The 16,835-nt window shown below is 71.2% G+C and carries 21 protein-coding genes; 17 read left to right on the top strand and 4 right to left on the bottom strand.

The window, feature by feature from the left end; genetic code table 11:
• Nucleotides 1-305: 305 nt before the first annotated feature.
• Complete coding sequence (locus tag LR393_RS25165; RefSeq protein WP_231487181.1) at nucleotides 306-1,055, top strand: hypothetical protein; 750 nt, start codon at nucleotides 306-308, stop codon at nucleotides 1,053-1,055.
• 3 nt (nucleotides 1,056-1,058) lie between these two features.
• On the opposite strand, the gene LR393_RS25170 is transcribed toward LR393_RS25165, so the two are convergent.
• Nucleotides 1,059-1,430 (bottom strand): DsrE family protein, encoded by a 372-nt coding sequence (locus tag LR393_RS25170; RefSeq protein ID WP_231487182.1) that lies wholly within the window; start codon nucleotides 1,428-1,430, stop codon nucleotides 1,059-1,061.
• Between the two features lie 208 nt (nucleotides 1,431-1,638).
• Here LR393_RS25170 and LR393_RS25175 point away from each other — a divergent pair, with 208 nt between their 5' ends.
• The 9 genes from LR393_RS25175 to dtd all read left to right on the top strand — a co-directional run bounded on the left by LR393_RS25175 (nucleotide 1,639) and on the right by dtd (nucleotide 7,860).
• A complete protein-coding gene (locus tag LR393_RS25175; protein WP_231487183.1) occupies nucleotides 1,639-2,157 on the top strand; it encodes an FABP family protein in 519 nt (172 codons plus the stop codon).
• A gap of 13 nt (nucleotides 2,158-2,170) precedes the next feature.
• A complete protein-coding gene (locus tag LR393_RS25180; RefSeq protein ID WP_231487184.1) occupies nucleotides 2,171-2,617 on the top strand; it encodes a Fur family transcriptional regulator in 447 nt (148 codons plus the stop codon).
• A 40-nt stretch (nucleotides 2,618-2,657) separates the two neighbouring features.
• Nucleotides 2,658-3,776, top strand: a complete 1,119-nt coding sequence (gene ygfZ / locus LR393_RS25185; RefSeq protein ID WP_231487185.1) for a CAF17-like 4Fe-4S cluster assembly/insertion protein YgfZ — start codon at nucleotides 2,658-2,660, stop codon at nucleotides 3,774-3,776.
• A 147-nt stretch (nucleotides 3,777-3,923) separates the two neighbouring features.
• Nucleotides 3,924-4,754 (top strand): BKACE family enzyme, encoded by an 831-nt coding sequence (locus LR393_RS25190; protein ID WP_231487186.1) that lies wholly within the window; start codon nucleotides 3,924-3,926, stop codon nucleotides 4,752-4,754.
• Nucleotides 4,755-4,822: 68 nt separating this feature from the next.
• Nucleotides 4,823-5,443, top strand: a complete 621-nt coding sequence (locus LR393_RS35710; protein WP_331282981.1) for a helix-turn-helix domain-containing protein — start codon at nucleotides 4,823-4,825, stop codon at nucleotides 5,441-5,443.
• 101 nt (nucleotides 5,444-5,544) lie between these two features.
• Nucleotides 5,545-6,243 carry a hypothetical protein gene (locus LR393_RS25200; protein ID WP_231487187.1) on the top strand — a complete coding sequence of 233 codons (699 nt, stop codon included), beginning with the start codon at nucleotides 5,545-5,547 and terminating at the stop codon, nucleotides 6,241-6,243.
• A 115-nt stretch (nucleotides 6,244-6,358) separates the two neighbouring features.
• Nucleotides 6,359-6,682, top strand: a complete 324-nt coding sequence (locus tag LR393_RS25205; RefSeq protein WP_231487188.1) for a DUF2516 family protein — start codon at nucleotides 6,359-6,361, stop codon at nucleotides 6,680-6,682.
• Nucleotides 6,683-6,844: 162 nt separating this feature from the next.
• The gene (locus LR393_RS25210) at nucleotides 6,845-7,408 is read left to right on the top strand and encodes an RsiG family protein (RefSeq protein WP_231487189.1); all 564 of its coding nucleotides are present in this window, start codon (nucleotides 6,845-6,847) and stop codon (nucleotides 7,406-7,408) included.
• A gap of 23 nt (nucleotides 7,409-7,431) precedes the next feature.
• Nucleotides 7,432-7,860, top strand: coding sequence for a D-aminoacyl-tRNA deacylase (gene dtd, locus LR393_RS25215; protein WP_231487190.1), 429 nt, complete (start codon nucleotides 7,432-7,434; stop codon nucleotides 7,858-7,860).
• Here dtd and LR393_RS25220 read toward each other — a convergent pair.
• Nucleotides 7,847-8,671, bottom strand: coding sequence for a methyltransferase domain-containing protein (locus tag LR393_RS25220; RefSeq protein WP_407937349.1), 825 nt, complete (start codon nucleotides 8,669-8,671; stop codon nucleotides 7,847-7,849). The genes dtd and LR393_RS25220 overlap by 14 nt on opposite strands.
• A gap of 160 nt (nucleotides 8,672-8,831) precedes the next feature.
• On the opposite strand from LR393_RS25220, the gene mshA reads away from it, so the two are divergent.
• Genes mshA through LR393_RS25235 form a run of 3 tightly spaced genes read left to right on the top strand, consistent with a single transcriptional unit; the run spans nucleotide 8,832 to nucleotide 11,454 of the window.
• Nucleotides 8,832-10,166, top strand: a complete 1,335-nt coding sequence (gene mshA, locus LR393_RS25225; protein ID WP_231487192.1) for a D-inositol-3-phosphate glycosyltransferase — start codon at nucleotides 8,832-8,834, stop codon at nucleotides 10,164-10,166.
• Nucleotides 10,167-10,170: 4 nt separating this feature from the next.
• Nucleotides 10,171-10,671, top strand: coding sequence for a YbjN domain-containing protein (locus LR393_RS25230; protein ID WP_231487193.1), 501 nt, complete (start codon nucleotides 10,171-10,173; stop codon nucleotides 10,669-10,671).
• 39 nt (nucleotides 10,672-10,710) lie between these two features.
• Nucleotides 10,711-11,454: a phosphoglyceromutase gene (locus LR393_RS25235; protein ID WP_231487194.1), complete on the top strand. Its 744-nt coding sequence runs from the start codon at nucleotides 10,711-10,713 to the stop codon at nucleotides 11,452-11,454.
• A 69-nt stretch (nucleotides 11,455-11,523) separates the two neighbouring features.
• Here the strand turns inward: LR393_RS25235 and phoU are convergent, their stop codons facing one another.
• Complete coding sequence (gene phoU, locus LR393_RS25240) at nucleotides 11,524-12,198, bottom strand: phosphate signaling complex protein PhoU (RefSeq protein ID WP_345718688.1); 675 nt, start codon at nucleotides 12,196-12,198, stop codon at nucleotides 11,524-11,526.
• Between the two features lie 225 nt (nucleotides 12,199-12,423).
• Here phoU and LR393_RS25245 point away from each other — a divergent pair, with 225 nt between their 5' ends.
• Nucleotides 12,424-13,746 (top strand): sensor histidine kinase, encoded by a 1,323-nt coding sequence (locus LR393_RS25245; RefSeq protein WP_231487196.1) that lies wholly within the window; start codon nucleotides 12,424-12,426, stop codon nucleotides 13,744-13,746.
• The gene (locus LR393_RS25250) at nucleotides 13,743-14,423 is read left to right on the top strand and encodes a response regulator transcription factor (RefSeq protein WP_231487197.1); all 681 of its coding nucleotides are present in this window, start codon (nucleotides 13,743-13,745) and stop codon (nucleotides 14,421-14,423) included. Before LR393_RS25245 ends, LR393_RS25250 begins: the two co-directional genes overlap by 4 nt.
• Before the next feature lie 68 nt (nucleotides 14,424-14,491).
• Here the strand turns inward: LR393_RS25250 and LR393_RS25255 are convergent, their stop codons facing one another.
• A complete protein-coding gene (locus tag LR393_RS25255) occupies nucleotides 14,492-15,163 on the bottom strand; it encodes a hypothetical protein (protein WP_231487198.1) in 672 nt (223 codons plus the stop codon).
• A gap of 346 nt (nucleotides 15,164-15,509) precedes the next feature.
• On the opposite strand from LR393_RS25255, the gene LR393_RS25260 reads away from it, so the two are divergent.
• Nucleotides 15,510-15,992, top strand: coding sequence for a CarD family transcriptional regulator (locus LR393_RS25260; protein ID WP_231487199.1), 483 nt, complete (start codon nucleotides 15,510-15,512; stop codon nucleotides 15,990-15,992).
• A gap of 313 nt (nucleotides 15,993-16,305) precedes the next feature.
• Complete coding sequence (locus LR393_RS25265) at nucleotides 16,306-16,743, top strand: 2-C-methyl-D-erythritol 4-phosphate cytidylyltransferase (RefSeq protein ID WP_231487200.1); 438 nt, start codon at nucleotides 16,306-16,308, stop codon at nucleotides 16,741-16,743.
• The last annotated feature ends 92 nt before the right edge of the window (nucleotides 16,744-16,835 follow it).

Consider the following 16,835-nt stretch of genomic DNA (forward strand, 5'->3'; position numbering starts at 1 on the left):
GCAACGTCACAGATGAATCACGTAAGCGCGGATCTGAACGTAAACGTGACCTCACCGGAGCGTTTCCGGAGGGTGTCTGCAGTGAATCCGGTTCGGTGCGTTCCCGCCAAGGGGTGTGAGGTGTGACTCTCGCGGCATCGGTGACCGGCGGATCGTCACCGCGTGCTGGTGCGGGCGGATTTGTCCGGGATCGAGGTCCGGCTTCTGCCCGTGATCAGGCCGGGATCGGCCCGCGAGCCCGGCCGGAGGTGCCCGAAGACGCGCTCAGCCGGGGGCCGGGTGCGGCCATCTGTCAGGATGCGACCGTGACCGCCCCGCTTCCCGCCGGCCTCGCCATCGTGGCGGCCGCCGTTCTCGCCGTGGCCGGTTACGCCGGAGGATGGATGATCGCGGCCGCGGCCGGGCTCACCGTTCTGGCCCTGGCGATCGGCTGGAGCGACCTGCTCCGGCTCCCGCATCGTCCCGGCACGTCCGCCCTGGTCCTGGTTCTCGGTGTGAGCGGCCTGGTGGCCGGGACCGTCGCGGTCTCGCCCCGGATCGACGTCGACCAGCCGCTCTCGGTGTTCTCCGGCGTGATGGCCGGCGCCGTCCTGAGCAGCTTCGGCCACGAGATCGTGCGTCAGGACGGCCGCCACGACCTGGTCGAGTCCGTCACCGGCACACTGGCCGGCCAGTTCGTCGCGGTGCTGGCCGCCGGCTGGATCCTGGTCGCCGACAGCGGCGGTGCGCAGGCCGTGGTCGTGGCCGCCGCCGGCGCCGCGGCCGCCCGGGTCGCCCTGGCCCTGCCCCTGTCCCCGTCCGTGCTCACCTGGGCCGGGCTCGGTACCGGTCCGGCGGCGTCGGTGATCGCGTCGTTCGTGGTCGGCGGGGTTCCGGTGCTCACCGCGGCGGCCGTCGGGGTCGCCGTCTCGGGGGTCGGCATCGCGATCGACCGGCTGGTCGACGCCGACGGGCTGATGACCCGCCTGCAACCGGCCACCCTGGCCCGGGCCGCGGCCCCGATCGCCGCGGCCGGCACCGCCGCCTACGCCGTCTTCCGCCTCGGTATCGGCTGAGCCTCAGTACACGAGCGCCTGGGTCCCCGGCCGCAGGAGACGTTCCACGTAGGTGGCCGCCCCCGCGATCGTGACGCCGGGCAGCACGTCACCGGGCGTGATCGAACGGCGCGCGGCCGACTGCGAGCACACCGACACGCTGCCGAACTCCAGGACGAGATCGATCAGCTCGGGCAGCGGCGGGGCGTGTTCCAGTTCCACGTCGGCGGCCCGGCCGGGCCGGGCGAGCGAGCTGCCGTCACCACTCAGCCAGATGTGCACGGGCACCCCGGACGCACACGCCGCGGCCGCCACGGTGAAGGCCTGATGGCAGCGCTCCGGTTCCTCGGGCCCGACGGTCACCTCGATGACGAGCGATGCAGCTGATCCGTCCACGTGGCGAAGCTACCGCGAGGGCTCGCCCCTCCTTCCGTGATCATGCAAAACCTCCCCGGAGTTCTAGAACTGTCCGCGTGAGAGTTCTAGAACGCCGGGGAGGTTTTGCATGATCACGGAGGATTGGGGGGCGGGGGGAGGTTCGCATGATCACGGGGGACGGGGCTTCGGGTTCGGGTTCGGCCCGTGCGCCGCTTACGATCGGCGGGTGGCGTTCCAACTAGACACCGACCTGCCCACCCCGCTCGCGCCCCTGGCCTGGCTGATCGGGCGTTGGGAGGGGGCCGGCGTGATCGGCTACCCGACCATCGAAGAGGCCCAGTTCGGCCAGGAGATCGAGTTCTCGCACGACGGGCGGCCGTTCCTGTCGTACGTCTCGCGGATGTGGCGGCTGGACGACGCGGGGAACCAGGTCGAGCCGCTGGCCACCGAGACCGGCTACTGGCGCCCGGTGGCCACGTCGGAAGACCCCGAGAACCCGGGCACCGAGCTGGAGGTGCTGCTCGTGCACCCCACCGGCATCTGCGAGATCTACCTGGGCCGGGTCGACGGCCCGCGCATCGACCTGCAGACCGACCTGGTCGCGCGCACGTCCACGGCCAAGGAGTACACCGCGGCCACGCGGCTCTACGGCCTGGTCGAGTCCGACCTGCTCTGGGCGCTGGACATGGCGGCCGAGGGGCAGCCGCTGCAGTCCCACGCCTCGGCCCGGCTCAAGCGGGTCTGACGCGGTGGGCAAGGTGACCGCGCAGGCACTCGACCAGGCGCTGCGGGAGCGTGGCCTGCGAGCCACCCCCCAGCGCCGGTCGGTGCTGCGCGCGGTCTCCGAGCTCGGTCATGCCACCCCGGAAGACGTCTGCGACTTCGTCGAGACCGACTCGGGCGACACGGTCAATCTCTCCACGGTCTACCGGTCGCTGGAGCTGATGGAGAAGATCGGCGTCGTCAGCCACACCCACCTCACCCACGGTTCGCCGACCTACCAGGTGGCCAGCCACGTCAATCATCTGCACCTGGTCTGCCGGGGCTGCGGGCGCATCGACGAGGCCGACCTCGACCTGGCCCGCCCGCTGGCCGACGCCGTGCGCGCCGCCCACGGTTTCGAGACCGACCTGGCCCACCTGTCGCTGCACGGCACCTGCGCGCAGTGCCGGGGTGACGAAGACACGGGCCACGGACATCACTGATCCGGGAAGTTCTGTGCGGCCCGGCGCGCTGGAGACAGACATGAGTGACGTCGCTGTGCCCGGGAGTCCCACCGAGCTGACCTACCGCAGTCCGCTGCTCGAGCGGCCCGGGGCGGTTCCGGCCGAGGGCCCCGACGCGGGTCTGGCCTGGCACTACGGCAATCCGACGGCGGAGCAGCGGCGGCTGGAGGCGGGTACGGCGAAGGCCGACCTCTCCCACCGCGGGGTGGTGCGCATCGAGGGGCCGGACCGGCTGACCTGGCTGCACTCGATGACCACTCAGGCGCTGAGCGGCCTGGCGCCGTACACCTCCACCGAGGCGCTGCTGCTCACGCCGAACGGGCACGTCGAGCACGACCTGCACCTGGTGGACGACGGCACGGCGGTCTGGATCACGGTCGAGCCCGGCACCGCGCCGGCCCTGGTCGCGTTCCTGAAGAAGATGCAGTTCATGCTGCGGGTCGAGGTCGCCGACGTGACGGCCGACTGGGCCGTGATCGGTGAGCCCGTCGACGCCGAGAGCACTCCGGGCGAACCGCTGGCGTGGCGTGACCCGTGGCCCGAGCAGGGGGTCGGGGCCGCGCTCTACACCACCGCCGAGATCGAGGTGGAAGGTCACCCGGCCTGGGCCTGGCGCGAGGTGCTGATCCCGAGAGAAGAATTTGGGACGCGGGTGGCGGCGGGGGAGTTCGACGACGCCGCGGGCACGTGGGCAGTGGACGCCTTGCGCGTGGCCGCCTGGCGGCCCCGGCTCGGTTTCGAGACCGACCACCGCACCATCCCGCACGAGCTGGACTGGCTGCGTACCGCCGTCCACCTGGAGAAGGGCTGCTACCGCGGCCAGGAGACCGTCGCCCGCGTGCACAACCTGGGCCGCCCGCCGCGCCGCCTGGTGATGCTGCACCTGGACGGCACGATGAACGAGCTGCCCGTCACCGGCGCCACCGTGCTCCACGGCACCCGCGAGGTCGGCCGGGTCACCACCGCCGCCCGGCACCACGAGCTCGGCCCGATCGCCCTGGCCGTGCTCAAGCGCTCCACCCCGGCCGATGCGCAGCTGGTGGCCGGTGGGGTCGAGGCCGGCCAGGAGATCGTGGTGGACGCCGCCTCGGGACCCTCCGCCGTCGTCCCGAAGATCCGCCGCCTGCCGCAGGCCTGATCTGCCCCCCAACTCTCGTGATCAGGCAGACCCTCGACCCAGAACCGGGAAAGGTCTGCCTGATCACGAATGAACGGGTGGGCGAAGATCTTGCGGCCGCGCCTCGCTTCTCTGGATAAATTTCCGGTCCGCGTTCACGATGGCCGGATGAGTCGCACACTGATCACCGTTGCCCCGACCGGCGCCGAGATCGACAAGGCCGGCTGCCCGCAGTTGCCCACGACCCTCGACGAGCTCGTCGCCGAGGCCAGGGCCTGCGAGGCGGCGGGCGCGGCGATGATCCACGTGCACATCCGCGACGAGGAGCACCGGCCCACGCTCGACCTCGGCCGGCTGCGCGAGACCGTGGCCGCGCTGCGGGAGAGCACCGCGCTGATCGTGCAGCTCTCCACCGGTGGCAGCGTGCACGACCCGCTCGACGCCCGGCTGGCCGTGCTCGAGGCGGAGCCCGACTCCTGCTCTCTGACCTGCGGCACGGTCAATTTCGGCGACGACGTGTTCAGCAATCCCTGGCCGTTCATGGCCGAGCTCTACCGCCGCACGCAGTTCGCCGGGGTGGTGCCGGAGTTCGAGCTGTTCGACCTCGGCCAGGTGACGTCGATGGCCCGGCTGCTGGACGAGTTCGGCCCGCCCGCCGGGGGCCGGGTGCACGCGGACTTCGTGCTGGGGGTGCCCGGCGGCCTGCCCGCGACCGGGCCGGCCCTGGTCGCCGGGATCCAGGCGCTGCCCGCCGGGGTGACCTCGTGGTCGGCCACCGGGATCGGGCGCGGCCACCTCCCGGTGCTCGCCGCGAGCCTGGCGATGGGCGGGCACCTGCGGGTCGGCATGGAGGACAACACCTTCTACGCCCCGCGCCGCCCGGTCACCGGCAACGCCGAGCTGGTGGCCCGCGCCGCGGCCCTGGCCAGCACCCTGCAACGCCCGGCGATGAGCGTCGTCGAGGCCCGCGAGCTGATCGGATTGCCCGCTTTGCTGTGACCCGCATCATGTGTACCGGGACGTCGGTCAGCTTGCAAAGTGCTAACTCGAGCAAGCACAGTGGCCGGGTGGCGACCATCAAAGTGCCCGACCGGGTGAGTGACCTCGGAGCTTTCGTGCGGGAACAGCGGGAGAGCGCGAAGCTCTCGCTGCGGCAGCTCTCGCACGTCGCCGGGGTCAGCAACCCCTACCTGAGCCAGATCGAGCGCGGTCTGCGCAAGCCCTCCGCCGAGGTGCTCACGCAGATCGCCAAGGGGCTGCAGATCTCCGCCGAGGCGCTGTTCCAGCGGGCCGGCCTGCTGGAGGAGTCCGTCGGCGTCGAGGCCGAGGTGGCGATCCAGAGCGACATGCGCCTGACCGCCCGGCAGAAGCGGGTGCTGCTCGACATCTACGAGACGTTCCGGGCGGAGAACGCGCGCGACGACGCCGAGGCCGGCCGGCACGCCGGTGACGCGGCCGCGGAGGTCGCGGCCACCGTCGTGCCCCTGATCGCCAAGAGCGGTCTCAAGTCCGCCGAGGCGGACTCCGACCAGGCAACTGAGCCCGTGGTCGCGGCTGAGGACCATCCGGCCGGCACCGGCCGCCGCAGCGTGCTCAAACCGGCCACCGGGCGGGCGCCCCGCACCACCCGCACCCGGCGTTCGCCGGCGCCGAAGCCCTCGCTGCGTGAGGTCGGCACCGACGACTGAACGGCTCACCGAACTTCCGTCCATCGGCAGCGCCGCCGGCGGGCCCACCCGGCGGCTCCTCGCGGCAGCAGCCGAATCCGGCACCTGACCAGGAGGACCTCATGGCCACCAGCACCGAGTCGACGAGCACGGGCAACGGCCGCCCCTCGCTCAGTACCACGCCGCTCTTCGCCGCCCTCGGCGCGACCGACCTGGCCGTCCAGCAGGTGCGGGCCGCCGCGGCCGGCGCCGCGTCGCTGCAGCAGAAGTTCGCCTCGGACGTCGAGAAGCGCGTCACCTCGATCGACCCGAAGGTGCTGCGCGAGCAGGCCGAGCAGGCGCCCACCCGTGCCGTCGCGCGGGCCCTGGAGGTCGCGGTCCGCGCCGAGGCCGTCTACTCGGAGCTGGCCCGGCGCGGTAAGGACCTGGTCGAGCGGGTCTCCACGCAGTCCGACACCCAGACGTTCCGCGCCCAGGCCGGCAGCACCCTGGACCGGGGCCGGGCCGCCGTCACGGTCGCCCGCCGGGCCGCCGACGACACCGCGACCGCCCTGCGTGGCACACTCCGGGCGGGGCGCCCCGGAACCACGGAGCCGACCGCAACGCCGACCAGGCTCAATGAGGAGGCCGTGCTCCGCGCCGTGGCCGTCGGCGACGGCGGCGACAAGGCCGTCACGCGCCCCCGCACCCCGGCGAAGAAGACCTCGACCACCCGGAAGAGTGCAGCTGCCACGAAGACGGCGAAGACCACGACCGCCCGCAAGGCGGCCAACGCGGCGCCGCGGGCCCCGAGGAGCACGGTCCGGAAGGTGGGCGAATAGGGGCGAAGTACCGGGACAGAACCGGCGGGAACGATCGCCGGTTCCGATCGTTGTCTCCTCAGACCATCCCCCGGAGGGACGACCGGGGATCGCCCTGACACCTTAAGGTATGCGTATGAACGCGCTCTGGAGCCTAGAGAAGATGCTGACGGTGGCGATCGCCGTCCTGGCTCTCGCCGTGATGGCCTACGCCCTCATCGACGCACTGCGCCAGCGGGCAGACGCGTTCACCGCCGCCGGCAAGCTGACCAAGCCGCTGTGGCTGACCATCCTCGGCGTCGCGACGGCCATCGGCACGATCTTCGCGATCCAGATCTACCCGTTCAACTTCTTCAACCTCATCGCCTTCGTGGCCTCCTGCGTGTACCTCGCCGACGTGCGCCCCGCGATCAAGTCGATCACCGGCGGCGGCAACAGCGGGCCCTACGGCCGCTGGTGAGGTAGTCCCTCCGGGCCGGCCCCTTCCGCGCGACTCGTCGCGGAACGGGGTCGCGCAGTCACGCTTCGCCACCGAAGAGCCGCTAGAGTCGGCTCTCGTCGCCGCGCTCGCAACCCGCGAGCTCAGCGGTGTCAGCGTGATTGCCCGACCTCAGGAGGGTCCATGACCGAGTACAGGCCCGGAGGGCGTCGCCGGATCGACCGGGTACTCGCGCCGGGATATCTGGACGGGATCGACGTGCTCGACCTCGACGAGGTCCGCGTCCGCCGCGCCGAGGCCGACCAGGAAGAGGTCGACCTCTCCTACGCCCGCCGTCTGCTGCAGGGCCGCATCGACATCCTGCGGGCCGAGCAGCAGCGCCGCAGCGGGGAGGGTTCCGACGCCCCGGTGCTCGGCAACCGCACCGACGAGGCGATCGCCGAGACGCTCAAGCGCATCCTGGGTGGCGAGAAGCGCACCGACCGCGGTCTGGGTCGGCACCTGGCCGCCACCCCGAGCCGGGTGGGCGAGCACCGCCGCGAGGCTGAGCGGGCCGTCTCCGACGTCAGCGTGTCCGACCTGGACATGCCCGACGCCGAGCTGGAGTCCGCGATCCGCCAGCTGATCGACATCGAGAGCCGAACTTCCGCCTCGCGCCGGGCGGTTCAGCAGGTCGTGGACACGCTGACCGCCGAGGTGGCCCGCCGCTACCAGCTCGACCAGGTGAGCCTGGCCGACCGGTTCTGAGGTAGCTACTACGCTGAACGACCGTGAGAGCAGTCGTTCAGCGCGCGTCATCCGGTCGGGTCACGGTCGAGGGTGAGGAGGTCGGCGCCCTCGACGGGCCCGGCCTGGTGGTCCTCGTCGGAGTCACCCATGACGACGGCCCGGTCCAGGTGGCCACCATTGCCAAGAAGGTCGCCACCCTGCGCATCCTGGCGGGCGAGAAGTCGGCGGTCGACCTCGGCGCCGGAGTGCTTCTGATCAGCCAGTTCACCCTTTACGCGGACACCGCCAAGGGCCGCCGCCCGTCCTGGAACCAGGCCGCGCCCGGCCCGGTGGCGCAGCCCCTGGTCGAGTCCCTGGCCGAAGTCCTGCGCGGCGAGCACGGGCTCAAGGTCGCCACCGGCCGGTTCGGCGCCGACATGCAGGTCGAACTGGTCAACGACGGCCCGATGACCATCCTCATCGAGGCCTGACCGCGTCCCAGCTCACCGTGATCTCGCCCAGCCGCCAGCGGGCCGGGCCGTCCAGCACCGGCCAGCCCTCCGCCTTCACCGCCGACACCGCGGCCAGCCAGCGCTGACGCACCCCGAACGAGCTGAGCGGGGAGTTGCGGGCCCAGGCCGAGTCGAGGGCGTTCAAGTACGCGTGCACCCGTTCACCAGGGACGTTGCGGTGGATCAGGGCCTTGGGCAGGCGCTCGGCCACGTCCGAGGGCCGTTCCAGCCCACCCAGCCGCAGCGAGATGCTCAGCGACACCGGCCCGTCCGCACCGTCCACCGCGATCCAGGTGGAGCGCCGGCCGATCTCGTCGCAGGTGCCGTCCACCAGCAGCCCGCCGGGGGCCAGGCGTGAGCGCACCAGGTCCCAGGCCGGGGCCACCTCGGACTCCGCGTACTGCCGCAGCACGTTGAAGGCCCGCACCAGGACCGGTCGGCGACCATCCAGCGGCAGCTCGAACCCGCCCACCCGGAAGGTCAGCCCCGGCCGTTCCAGCGGCCGGGCCCCGGCGACCCGGACCGGGTCGATCTCGATACCGACCACGTCGACGTCGGCCCGCACCACGCTCAGCCGCTCGCGCAGTTCCACCGCGGTGATCGGGCTGGCGCCGTAGCCCAGGTCCACGACCAGGGGATCGGCCGCGCGGCGCAGACGGGGAGCGGCCGGCCCGGACAGCCAGCGGTCGACCCGGCGCAGCCGGTTCGGGTTGGTGGTGCCCCGGGTGATGGTGCCCTGCACGGCGTGGGGGCGGGGTGTCACGAGGCCAACCCTAGGGCGATTCCTCATCACCGAACTCCCGCAGCCGCCCGGTTCGTAACGAATTTGCACCCCCTCGTGACCACGTGGTGACGATCACCCTGGGGAGGTTCGGGAAGACCGGCCTGGTCTGGTGAGTTAGCTTCCTTCGGGGGATTTTCAGGCGTGGAGCATCGAGCAAGGAGGACGCATGGGGCTGATGAGGCCGGACGGAACTCCCGGACGGGTCGCAATGCTCTCTGTGCACACCTCTCCGCTGGAGCAGCCGGGTACGGGCGATGCGGGCGGGCTCAACGTCTACGTCGTGGAGACGGCGAAGCGTCTGGCGCAGCGGGGTACCGAGGTGGAGATCTTCACCCGGGCCACCTCGGGCGACCTGCCGCCGCTGACCGAGCTGCTGCCCGGCGTGCTGGTGCGCAACATCGTCGCGGGCCCGTACGACGGTCTCGCCAAGAACGACCTGCCCGGGCAGCTGTGCGCCTTCAGCGCCGGGGTGCTGCGCACCGAGGCGCGCCTGGCGGCCGGCTGGTACGACCTGATCCACTCGCACTACTGGCTGTCGGGGCAGGTGGGCTGGCTCGCGTCCGAGCGCTGGAACGTGCCGCTGCTGCACACCATGCACACCATGGCCAAGGTGAAGAACCTGTCGCTGGCGGGGGCCGACAAGCCGGAACCGGCCGGCCGGGTGATCGGCGAGGAGCAGGTGGTGGCCGCGGCCGACCGGCTGATCGCGAACACCGATCTGGAGGCGCGTGACCTGATCGGCCTGTACGGCGCCGATCCGGAGCTGGTCACGGTGATCCCGCCGGGCGTGGACCTGGACGTGTTCAGCCCGACCGCGGGCGGCGGCCAGGCCGGGGCGCGGGCCCGGCTGGGCCTGCCCCAGGGCGCCGACGTGGTGCTCTTCGTCGGCCGGATCCAGCCGCTGAAGGCGCCCGACGTGCTGCTGCGGGCGATCGCCGAGCTGGTCGCCGAGAACCCGGCCCGCCGGGCGAACCTGGTGGTCGCGGTGCTCGGCGGCCCCAGCGGCTCGGGTCTGGAACGCCCGGAGGAGCTGCAGAAGCTGGCGGTCGAGCTGGGCATCGGCGACCTGGTCGCGTTCCATCCGCCGGCCGACCGGCCGGTGCTGGCGGACTGGTACCGCGCGGCCGACCTGCTGGCCATGCCGTCCTACAGCGAGTCGTTCGGTCTGGTCGCGGTGGAGGCCCAGGCCTGCGGCACGCCGGTGGTCGCCGCCCGGGTGGGCGGCCTGGCCTCGGCGGTGCGCGACGGCCGCACCGGTCTGCTGATCACCGGGCACGAGCCGGTGCGCTGGGCCCGCGCCCTGGACGACCTGCTGCGGGCCCCGCACGTGCGGCAGCGAATGGCGGCGGCGGCGGTGCGCCACGCGAACAGCTTCAGCTGGGACCACACCGTGGACACCACCCTGGAGACGTACGCGGCCGCGTGCGCCGACCACAGACTGGGGGCACCTCCCGGCCGCCTGGTGGCCGGGGGACCCCAGTTGACGGTTGCGGCAGGCTGACAGCATGAGCCACGAGCGTGAGGACGCGGAACAGGCCGTCCGCGACTGGGCCGCCGGGGTGGGGATCGAGTGCCAGAGCGGTACCCGCCGAGGCGAGTACGTGGTCGAGCTGCCCGGTGAGGCCAAGCTCCGCACGGGCGTCTCGCTGCTGGTCACCGACCGCGCCCTGAGCGTCTCGGCGTTCGTGATGCGGCGCCCGGACGAGAACCACGAGGCGTTCTACCGCTGGATGCTGCAACGCAACACCCGGCTGCCGGGCGCCGCCTTCGCCCTCGACCCGCTCGGCGACGTCTACCTGACCGGCCGGCTGCCACTGGCCGGGGTGAACCCGGCCACGATCGACGACCTGCTCGGGGTGATCCTGACCGTGTCCGACGGCTCGTTCAACGACCTGCTCAAGCTCGGATTCCTCACCTCGATGCGACGGGAATGGGCCTGGCGGGTGGACCGGGGCGAGTCGACCCGCAACCTCGAGGCCTTTCGTCACCTGCTTCAGGGCGAGTGACCTGCGGCCGGCCAAACCGCGTCCACTAATGTGCTGGGTATGGCGTACACCCTCGTGCTGCTCCGTCACGGCGAGAGCGAATGGAACGCGAAGAACCTGTTCACCGGCTGGGTCGACGTACCCCTGTCGGCCAAGGGCCGCGAGGAGGCCGCTGCGGGCGGCAAGCTGCTGACCGATGCCGGGATCCTTCCCGACGTCGTGCACACGTCGCTGCTGCGCCGCGCGATCACCACGGCCTTCCTGGCGCTCGACGCCGCGGACCGGCACTGGATCCCGGTCAAGCGCAACTGGCGCCTCAACGAGCGTCACTACGGCGCTCTGCAGGGCAAGGACAAGAAGCAGACGCTGGCCGAGTTCGGTGAGGAGCAGTTCATGCTCTGGCGCCGTTCCTACGCCACGCCGCCCCCGCCGATCGCGGCCGACGACGAGTTCTCCCAGGCCGGCGACCCGCGCTACGCGGACCTCGGTGCCGACAGGCCGTCCACCGAATGCCTGAAAGACGTCGTCGAGCGCTTCATCCCGTACTGGGAGAGCGACGTGGTCCCCGACCTCAAGGCCGGTAAGACCGTGCTGCTGGCCGCGCACGGCAACTCGCTGCGCGCGCTGGTCAAGCACCTCGACGGCATCTCCGACGAAGACATCGCCGGGCTCAACATCCCGACCGGCATCCCGCTGGTCTACGAGCTCGACGACGACTTCAAGCCGCTCGTCAAGGGCGGCCGGTACCTCGACCCGGACGCCGCCGCGGCGGCCGTCGCCGCGGTCGCCAACCAGGGCCGCTGAGTCTCCCGAAACCAGAAATGAGGGACGCACGTGGGCAGCCCACGTGCGTCCCTCATTTTTGCGGATGGTTCAGTTCTGGTCGTTCACCGGCTCGCCGTGCGCGGCGGAGTGGTCACCGGTGACCAGGAAGACGACGCGGCGGCAGACGCCGACCGCGTGGTCGCCGTAGCGCTCGTAGTAACGGCTGAGCAGCGTGATGTCGACAGCCGACTCGACGCCGTGGTTCCAGTCCGGCGACAGCAGCTTGGCGAACAGCTCGCGGTGGATGCGGTCCATCGCGTCGTCGTCGGCCTCCAGCTCCTCGGCCGACTTCACGTCGCGGCTGGCGATGATCGAGCCGGTCTTGATCACCAGGCGCTCGGCGATGTGGCCCATCTCGACGATGTCGGTGCGCAGCTCGGCCGGCACCGCGGAGTTCGGATAGCGCAGCCGGGCCAGCTTGGCCACGTGCCGGGCCAGGTCACCCATCCGCTCCAGGTCGGCGCTCATGCGCAGCGCCGCGATCAGCGTGCGCAGGTCGGTGGCGACCGGAGCCTGGCGCGCGATCAGGACCAGCGCGCGCTCCTCCAGGTCGTGGTGCAGGGCGTCGACCTGCTCGTCGGCCGCGATGACGCTCTCGGCCAGACTCAGGTCGGCGTCGAGCAGGGCGGTGGTGGCCCGGGCCATCGCCGACCCGACCAGCCTGGTCATCTCGACCAGCTGGTCGTCGATCGACTGCAGATCGATCTCGAATTGCTCGCGGATACCGCCGCTCACTGTCACTCCTGTTGTTCTGGACTCGGCCACGGCTGTCTCACTTCACCTGGTGGGGCAGACGTCTTCACCGCAGGTGACGGATCGACGGCACATCGCTCATCACGCTCGCAGCGGCCCGTGAATAGATCACGAGCTGAAGGTGAACAGGCGCCGAAGGGTTGGCCCGGCCGGGCCCTCGGCGGCAGAACTGCCCCGGGATCAGCTTACGCTGACATGGTGAGCACGCCCCTGGCCTTTGCCATCGCCATCGGGATCGGCCTGGTCGTCGGGTTGGTCGTCGGCGTGCTGGGCGTCGCCGGGCGCCGGGACACCCGGCCGCCGGTGATCCCGCCGCCGCCCACCGGCCCGCTCCCCGAGGGGGCCGCCGACGTACTCAACGTGCTCGCCTCCGCCTCGGTGGTGCTCGGCACCGACGGCCGCCTGATCAAGTCCAGCCCCGCCGCGCACGCCTTCGGCCTGGTCCGCGGCCGCGAGCTGGTGCACGCCCAGCTGCGCGAGATGGCGGTCGAGGCCGGCACCCTGGGCCTGGTCCGCGAGCGCGAGCTGGAGCTGCCCCGCGGCCCGCTCGGCCGGGGCCGCCTGGTGGTCTACGCGCGGGTCGCGCCGCTGCGCCCCGACCTGGTGCTCGTGCTGGTGGAAGACCGCACCGAGGCCAAGCGCGTCGAGGAGATCCGCCGCGACTTCGTGGCCAACGTCAGTCACGAGCTGAAGACCCCGATCGGGGCCCTGAGCCTGCTGGCCGAGGCGGTGGCCGACGCCTGCGACGACGCGGACGCCGTGCGCCACTTCTCCGGCCAGATGCAGCGGGAGTCGATCCGCCTGACCAAGCTGGTGCAGGAGATCATCGACCTGTCCCGGCTCCAGGTGGCCGACGCCCTGCACCCGCCGGAGCCGGTCGGCATCGACGACGTGGTGGCCGAGGCCGTGGACCGGTGCCAGATGGCCTTCCGCGCCAAGAACATCGAGGTGATCGTCGGCGGCGACCACGGCGCGGTGGTCTACGGCGATCACAACCTGCTGGTCACGGCCGTGCGCAACCTGGTCGACAACGCCATCTCGTACTCCCCGGAGAACACCCGGGTGGGGGTCGGGGTGCGCCGTGTCGGCGGGATCTGCGAGGTGGTGGTGAGCGACCAGGGCATCGGCATCACCGCCAGCGACCAGGACCGGATCTTCGAGCGCTTCTACCGGGTGGACCCGGCCCGGTCGCGGGTCACCGGGGGCACCGGCCTGGGCCTGAGCATCGTCAAGCACGTGGCGGCGAACCACGGCGGCGAGGTGATGCTGTGGAGCCGGTCCGGTCAGGGCTCCACCTTCACCCTGCGCCTGCCGGAGAGCGTGCAGCCCGCCGGGACCCACGACCAGCGCCCCACCTCCGACCACTCCACCGCGGAGACCTGGGAGCCGGCTGAGCACGCGCCGGCGTCCCCCACCCAGACCGCACCACCCCGTCCGGACACCGCAGGTGCCGACGGGACCGCTGAGAAAGGACTCCCGCAGGACGCGGGGTCCGCGCTGAAAGGAGCAACCCCGTGACCCGCATCCTGGTGGTGGAGGACGAGGAGTCGATCAGCGACCCGCTGTCCTACCTGCTGCGCCGAGAGGGCTACGAGGTGGCAGTCGCCGGCGACGGTCCGGCGGCCCTGGACGAGTTCGACCGCAACGGCGCCGATCTGGTTCTCCTCGACCTCATGCTTCCCGACCTGCCCGGCACCGAGGTCTGCCGCCAGCTGCGCGTGCGCAGCAAGGTGCCGGTGATCATGCTGACCGCCAAGGACAGCGAGATCGACAAGGTGGTCGGCCTGGAACTGGGCGCCGACGACTACGTCACCAAGCCCTACTCGTCCCGTGAGCTCGTCGCCCGGATCCGCGCCGTGCTGCGCCGCGGCACCGAGCCGGACGTGGCCGAGGGGGCGACGGTCGAGGCCGGCCCGGTCCGGATGGACGTCGAGCGGCACGTGGTGACCGTGAACGGCGCCGCCGTGCCGATGCCGCTGAAGGAGTTCGAGCTGCTCGAGCTGCTGCTGCGCAACGCCGGCCGGGTGCTCACCCGGATGCAGCTCATCGACCGGGTGTGGGGCTCCGACTACGTCGGTGACACCAAGACCCTCGACGTCCACGTGAAGCGCCTGCGCAGCAAGCTGGAGCCCGATCCGGCCAGCCCCCGTTACCTGGTCACCGTGCGCGGCCTGGGTTACAAGTTCGAGGCCTGAGAAGCGGTCGTGAACGCCTGAGGGCGGCCACCCTTGTGGGGGTGGCCGCCCTCAGGCGGGTACCGGCCTCAGTTGGCCGATGTGGTCTCTTCCGCGGCCGAGGTCTCCTCGGCTGCGGCGGTCTCCCCGGCGCCGGCGGTGCCGGACACCCCGGGGGTGCCGGTGGCGTCGGGCGACTGGCCGTTCCCCTTGCCCTTGCCCTTCCCGTTGCCGGTCGGGGTGGCGGTGGGCGTGGCGCTGGGTGTGGGGGCCGCGGTGACGCCCGCGTAGGTGCCCTCGGGCGGCAGCACCGGCAGGTTCAGGTCGACGCGGCCACCGCTGGTGGTGGACGCGGTCAGGCCGGTGTTGTCACCCGGCTCCACGGCCAGCTCGCTGATGGCGACCTCGGTCTGGTTGGCGCCCGGGCCGAATTGCACGGACTCACCGGCGGCCACGGCCACGGTGGTCTGGCTGGGCTGCCCGGTCTCACCGGTGGCGGCCTGCAGCTGGACGCGGGCGTCGCTGGTGCCACGGTTGATGACGGAGCCGATCAGCTCGGCCTGGCCACCCTTCTCGGCGCCGACCACGAGCAGGTTGCGCAGCACCACCTGGGTGCCGGGCAGGTCGGCGTCGATGCCGTCCGACGCCGGGTAGGGCGTCTTGATCACGGCGGGGGAGGTGACCGAGCATCCGGCCAGGCCGAGAGCGACGGCACCGATCGCGAGGGCGGTCTTGGCGGCTAGAACACGGGTGCGCTTCACGGCGCTGGCCTCCTGCGGATTCGAAAAGTGCGGTCGCAGCCTATCGGGCCCCCGCACAGCTCCTCAGGCACCCCACGCCGCAACCGCCTCGGCTACTGCATCGGCCACTACCGGGCGCGGGACAAGCCCCCGGGCCGGGCGCGTTCCCCGGGCGTTCGGGGGTCCGGCGACCGCGCCGGGACAGGGGCGAAGTGACGCCGTGTGATCAGTCGAAACCGAGCCGTGTTGCATCCTTTCGTTCAGCCGCATCATTGCTATGCCTCTGACCTGCGAAAATACTGATGATCCTCTGGTCCCTCCCGAGTCGGACGTGGTAGTCTGTAGTTGGGAAAGGGGATACTTACACATGGCTTTCACGGTCGGCGAGACTGTCGTTTACCCCCATCACGGGGCGGCACTCATCGAGGAGATCAAGACCCGTACTATCAAAGGCGAGGAGCGTCAGTACCTCGTCCTGAAGGTTGCTCAGGGAGATCTGACCATCGAGGTGCCGGCGATGAATGTCGACCTCGTAGGTGTCCGGGACGTCGTGGGCCAGGAAGGTCTCGAGAAGGTGTTCGAGGTGCTGCGCGCCCCCTACGCCGAAGAGCCCACCAACTGGTCCCGCCGGTACAAGGCCAACCTGGAGAAGCTCGCCTCCGGCGACGTCGTCCGGGTGGCCGAGGTTGTTCGTGACCTCTGGCGCCGCGACCAGGACCGTGGCCTTTCCGCAGGTGAGAAGCGTATGCTGGCCAAGGCCCGGCAGATCCTGGTGTCCGAGCTGGCCCTGGCGGAGCACACCAACGAAGACAAGGCCGAGGCCCTTCTCAACGAGGTCCTGGCTTCCTGATCCACCCGGCCGCCCTGGTGGTGGCAACCTTCCCCGGTCCTGATGCCGGGTGGGGATCTTCGTAAGTCCTGAAACCGGCGTCCTCGCCGAAATCGTTTCCGGGGTTCTCTGGACCTCATCGCGATCTTCGGTGGTGGCGCCGGTTTTCTTTTGTCATTTGAAGATCGGGTACCGTTTCGCTGCGAAATCATCCGGGCGATGTTTTAGGTCAATCGCCAGAGCTGTCCGGGTGAATGAATTCGTAAAACCCCCGAATCCACCGGTCGCGATTCGGATGATCATGACTCCCGGAATTCTGATGAGGTGCTCGCCCATGCCCACGGCATTTGTCGCGGTGATCCGTACCGATGATCTTCCGGCCGGCCTCCCCGGGCCGGCCGGGGCCGTCGCCGTGCTCACGCTGCACGACCTCGCCGCCTGCACCGAGCCGGACGACGCGATCGCGGTACTGACCGACTACGGCTCGACCCGGCCGCTGGAGCCCCTGCTGGCCAGGCTGCTGACGGAGGACGAGGGCGCGGCGGTGGCGAGCGTCCGACCGGTCACCGACACTCTCAAGCGGGTCGGGCCGGACGGGGGCCTGAACGGCACGGCCGATCGCGAGCACCACCGGTTCGTCACGCTGCCGGTGGCAACCCGCCTGGGGCTGCTGAGGGAGGCCCGGCGGCGCGAGCCGGGTGCGACGACGACCGGTGAGCTCCTGGCGGCACTGGCGGCGGCGGGGGCCACCGTGGTGGCGGCCGAGCACTAGAAACCCCCCCCAACCTTCCGTGATCATGCAAAACCTCCCCGGCGTTCTAGAACTCTTCCCAGGACAGTTCTAGAACTTCGGGGAGGTTTTGC

This window comes from Kineosporia mesophila (assembly GCF_021129235.1).
In the GTDB taxonomy this organism is placed as follows: Bacteria; Actinomycetota; Actinomycetes; order Actinomycetales; family Kineosporiaceae; genus Kineosporia; species Kineosporia mesophila.

Coding starts and splice junctions, on each gene's coding strand:
- LR393_RS25230 (WP_231487193.1), top strand. CDS start 10,171: ATGAGCCACGAGCGTGAGGACGCGGAACAGGCCGTCCGCGACTGGGCC.
- LR393_RS25260 (WP_231487199.1), top strand. CDS start 15,510: ATGGCTTTCACGGTCGGCGAGACTGTCGTTTACCCCCATCACGGGGCG.
- mshA (WP_231487192.1), top strand. CDS start 8,832: ATGGGGCTGATGAGGCCGGACGGAACTCCCGGACGGGTCGCAATGCTC.
- LR393_RS25235 (WP_231487194.1), top strand. CDS start 10,711: ATGGCGTACACCCTCGTGCTGCTCCGTCACGGCGAGAGCGAATGGAAC.
- ygfZ (WP_231487185.1), top strand. CDS start 2,658: ATGAGTGACGTCGCTGTGCCCGGGAGTCCCACCGAGCTGACCTACCGC.
- LR393_RS25210 (WP_231487189.1), top strand. CDS start 6,845: ATGACCGAGTACAGGCCCGGAGGGCGTCGCCGGATCGACCGGGTACTC.
- LR393_RS25245 (WP_231487196.1), top strand. CDS start 12,424: ATGGTGAGCACGCCCCTGGCCTTTGCCATCGCCATCGGGATCGGCCTG.
- LR393_RS25205 (WP_231487188.1), top strand. CDS start 6,359: ATGAACGCGCTCTGGAGCCTAGAGAAGATGCTGACGGTGGCGATCGCC.
- LR393_RS25200 (WP_231487187.1), top strand. CDS start 5,545: ATGGCCACCAGCACCGAGTCGACGAGCACGGGCAACGGCCGCCCCTCG.
- LR393_RS25265 (WP_231487200.1), top strand. CDS start 16,306: ATGCCCACGGCATTTGTCGCGGTGATCCGTACCGATGATCTTCCGGCC.
- LR393_RS25190 (WP_231487186.1), top strand. CDS start 3,924: ATGAGTCGCACACTGATCACCGTTGCCCCGACCGGCGCCGAGATCGAC.
- LR393_RS25220 (WP_407937349.1), bottom strand. CDS start 8,671: ATGAGGAATCGCCCTAGGGTTGGCCTCGTGACACCCCGCCCCCACGCC.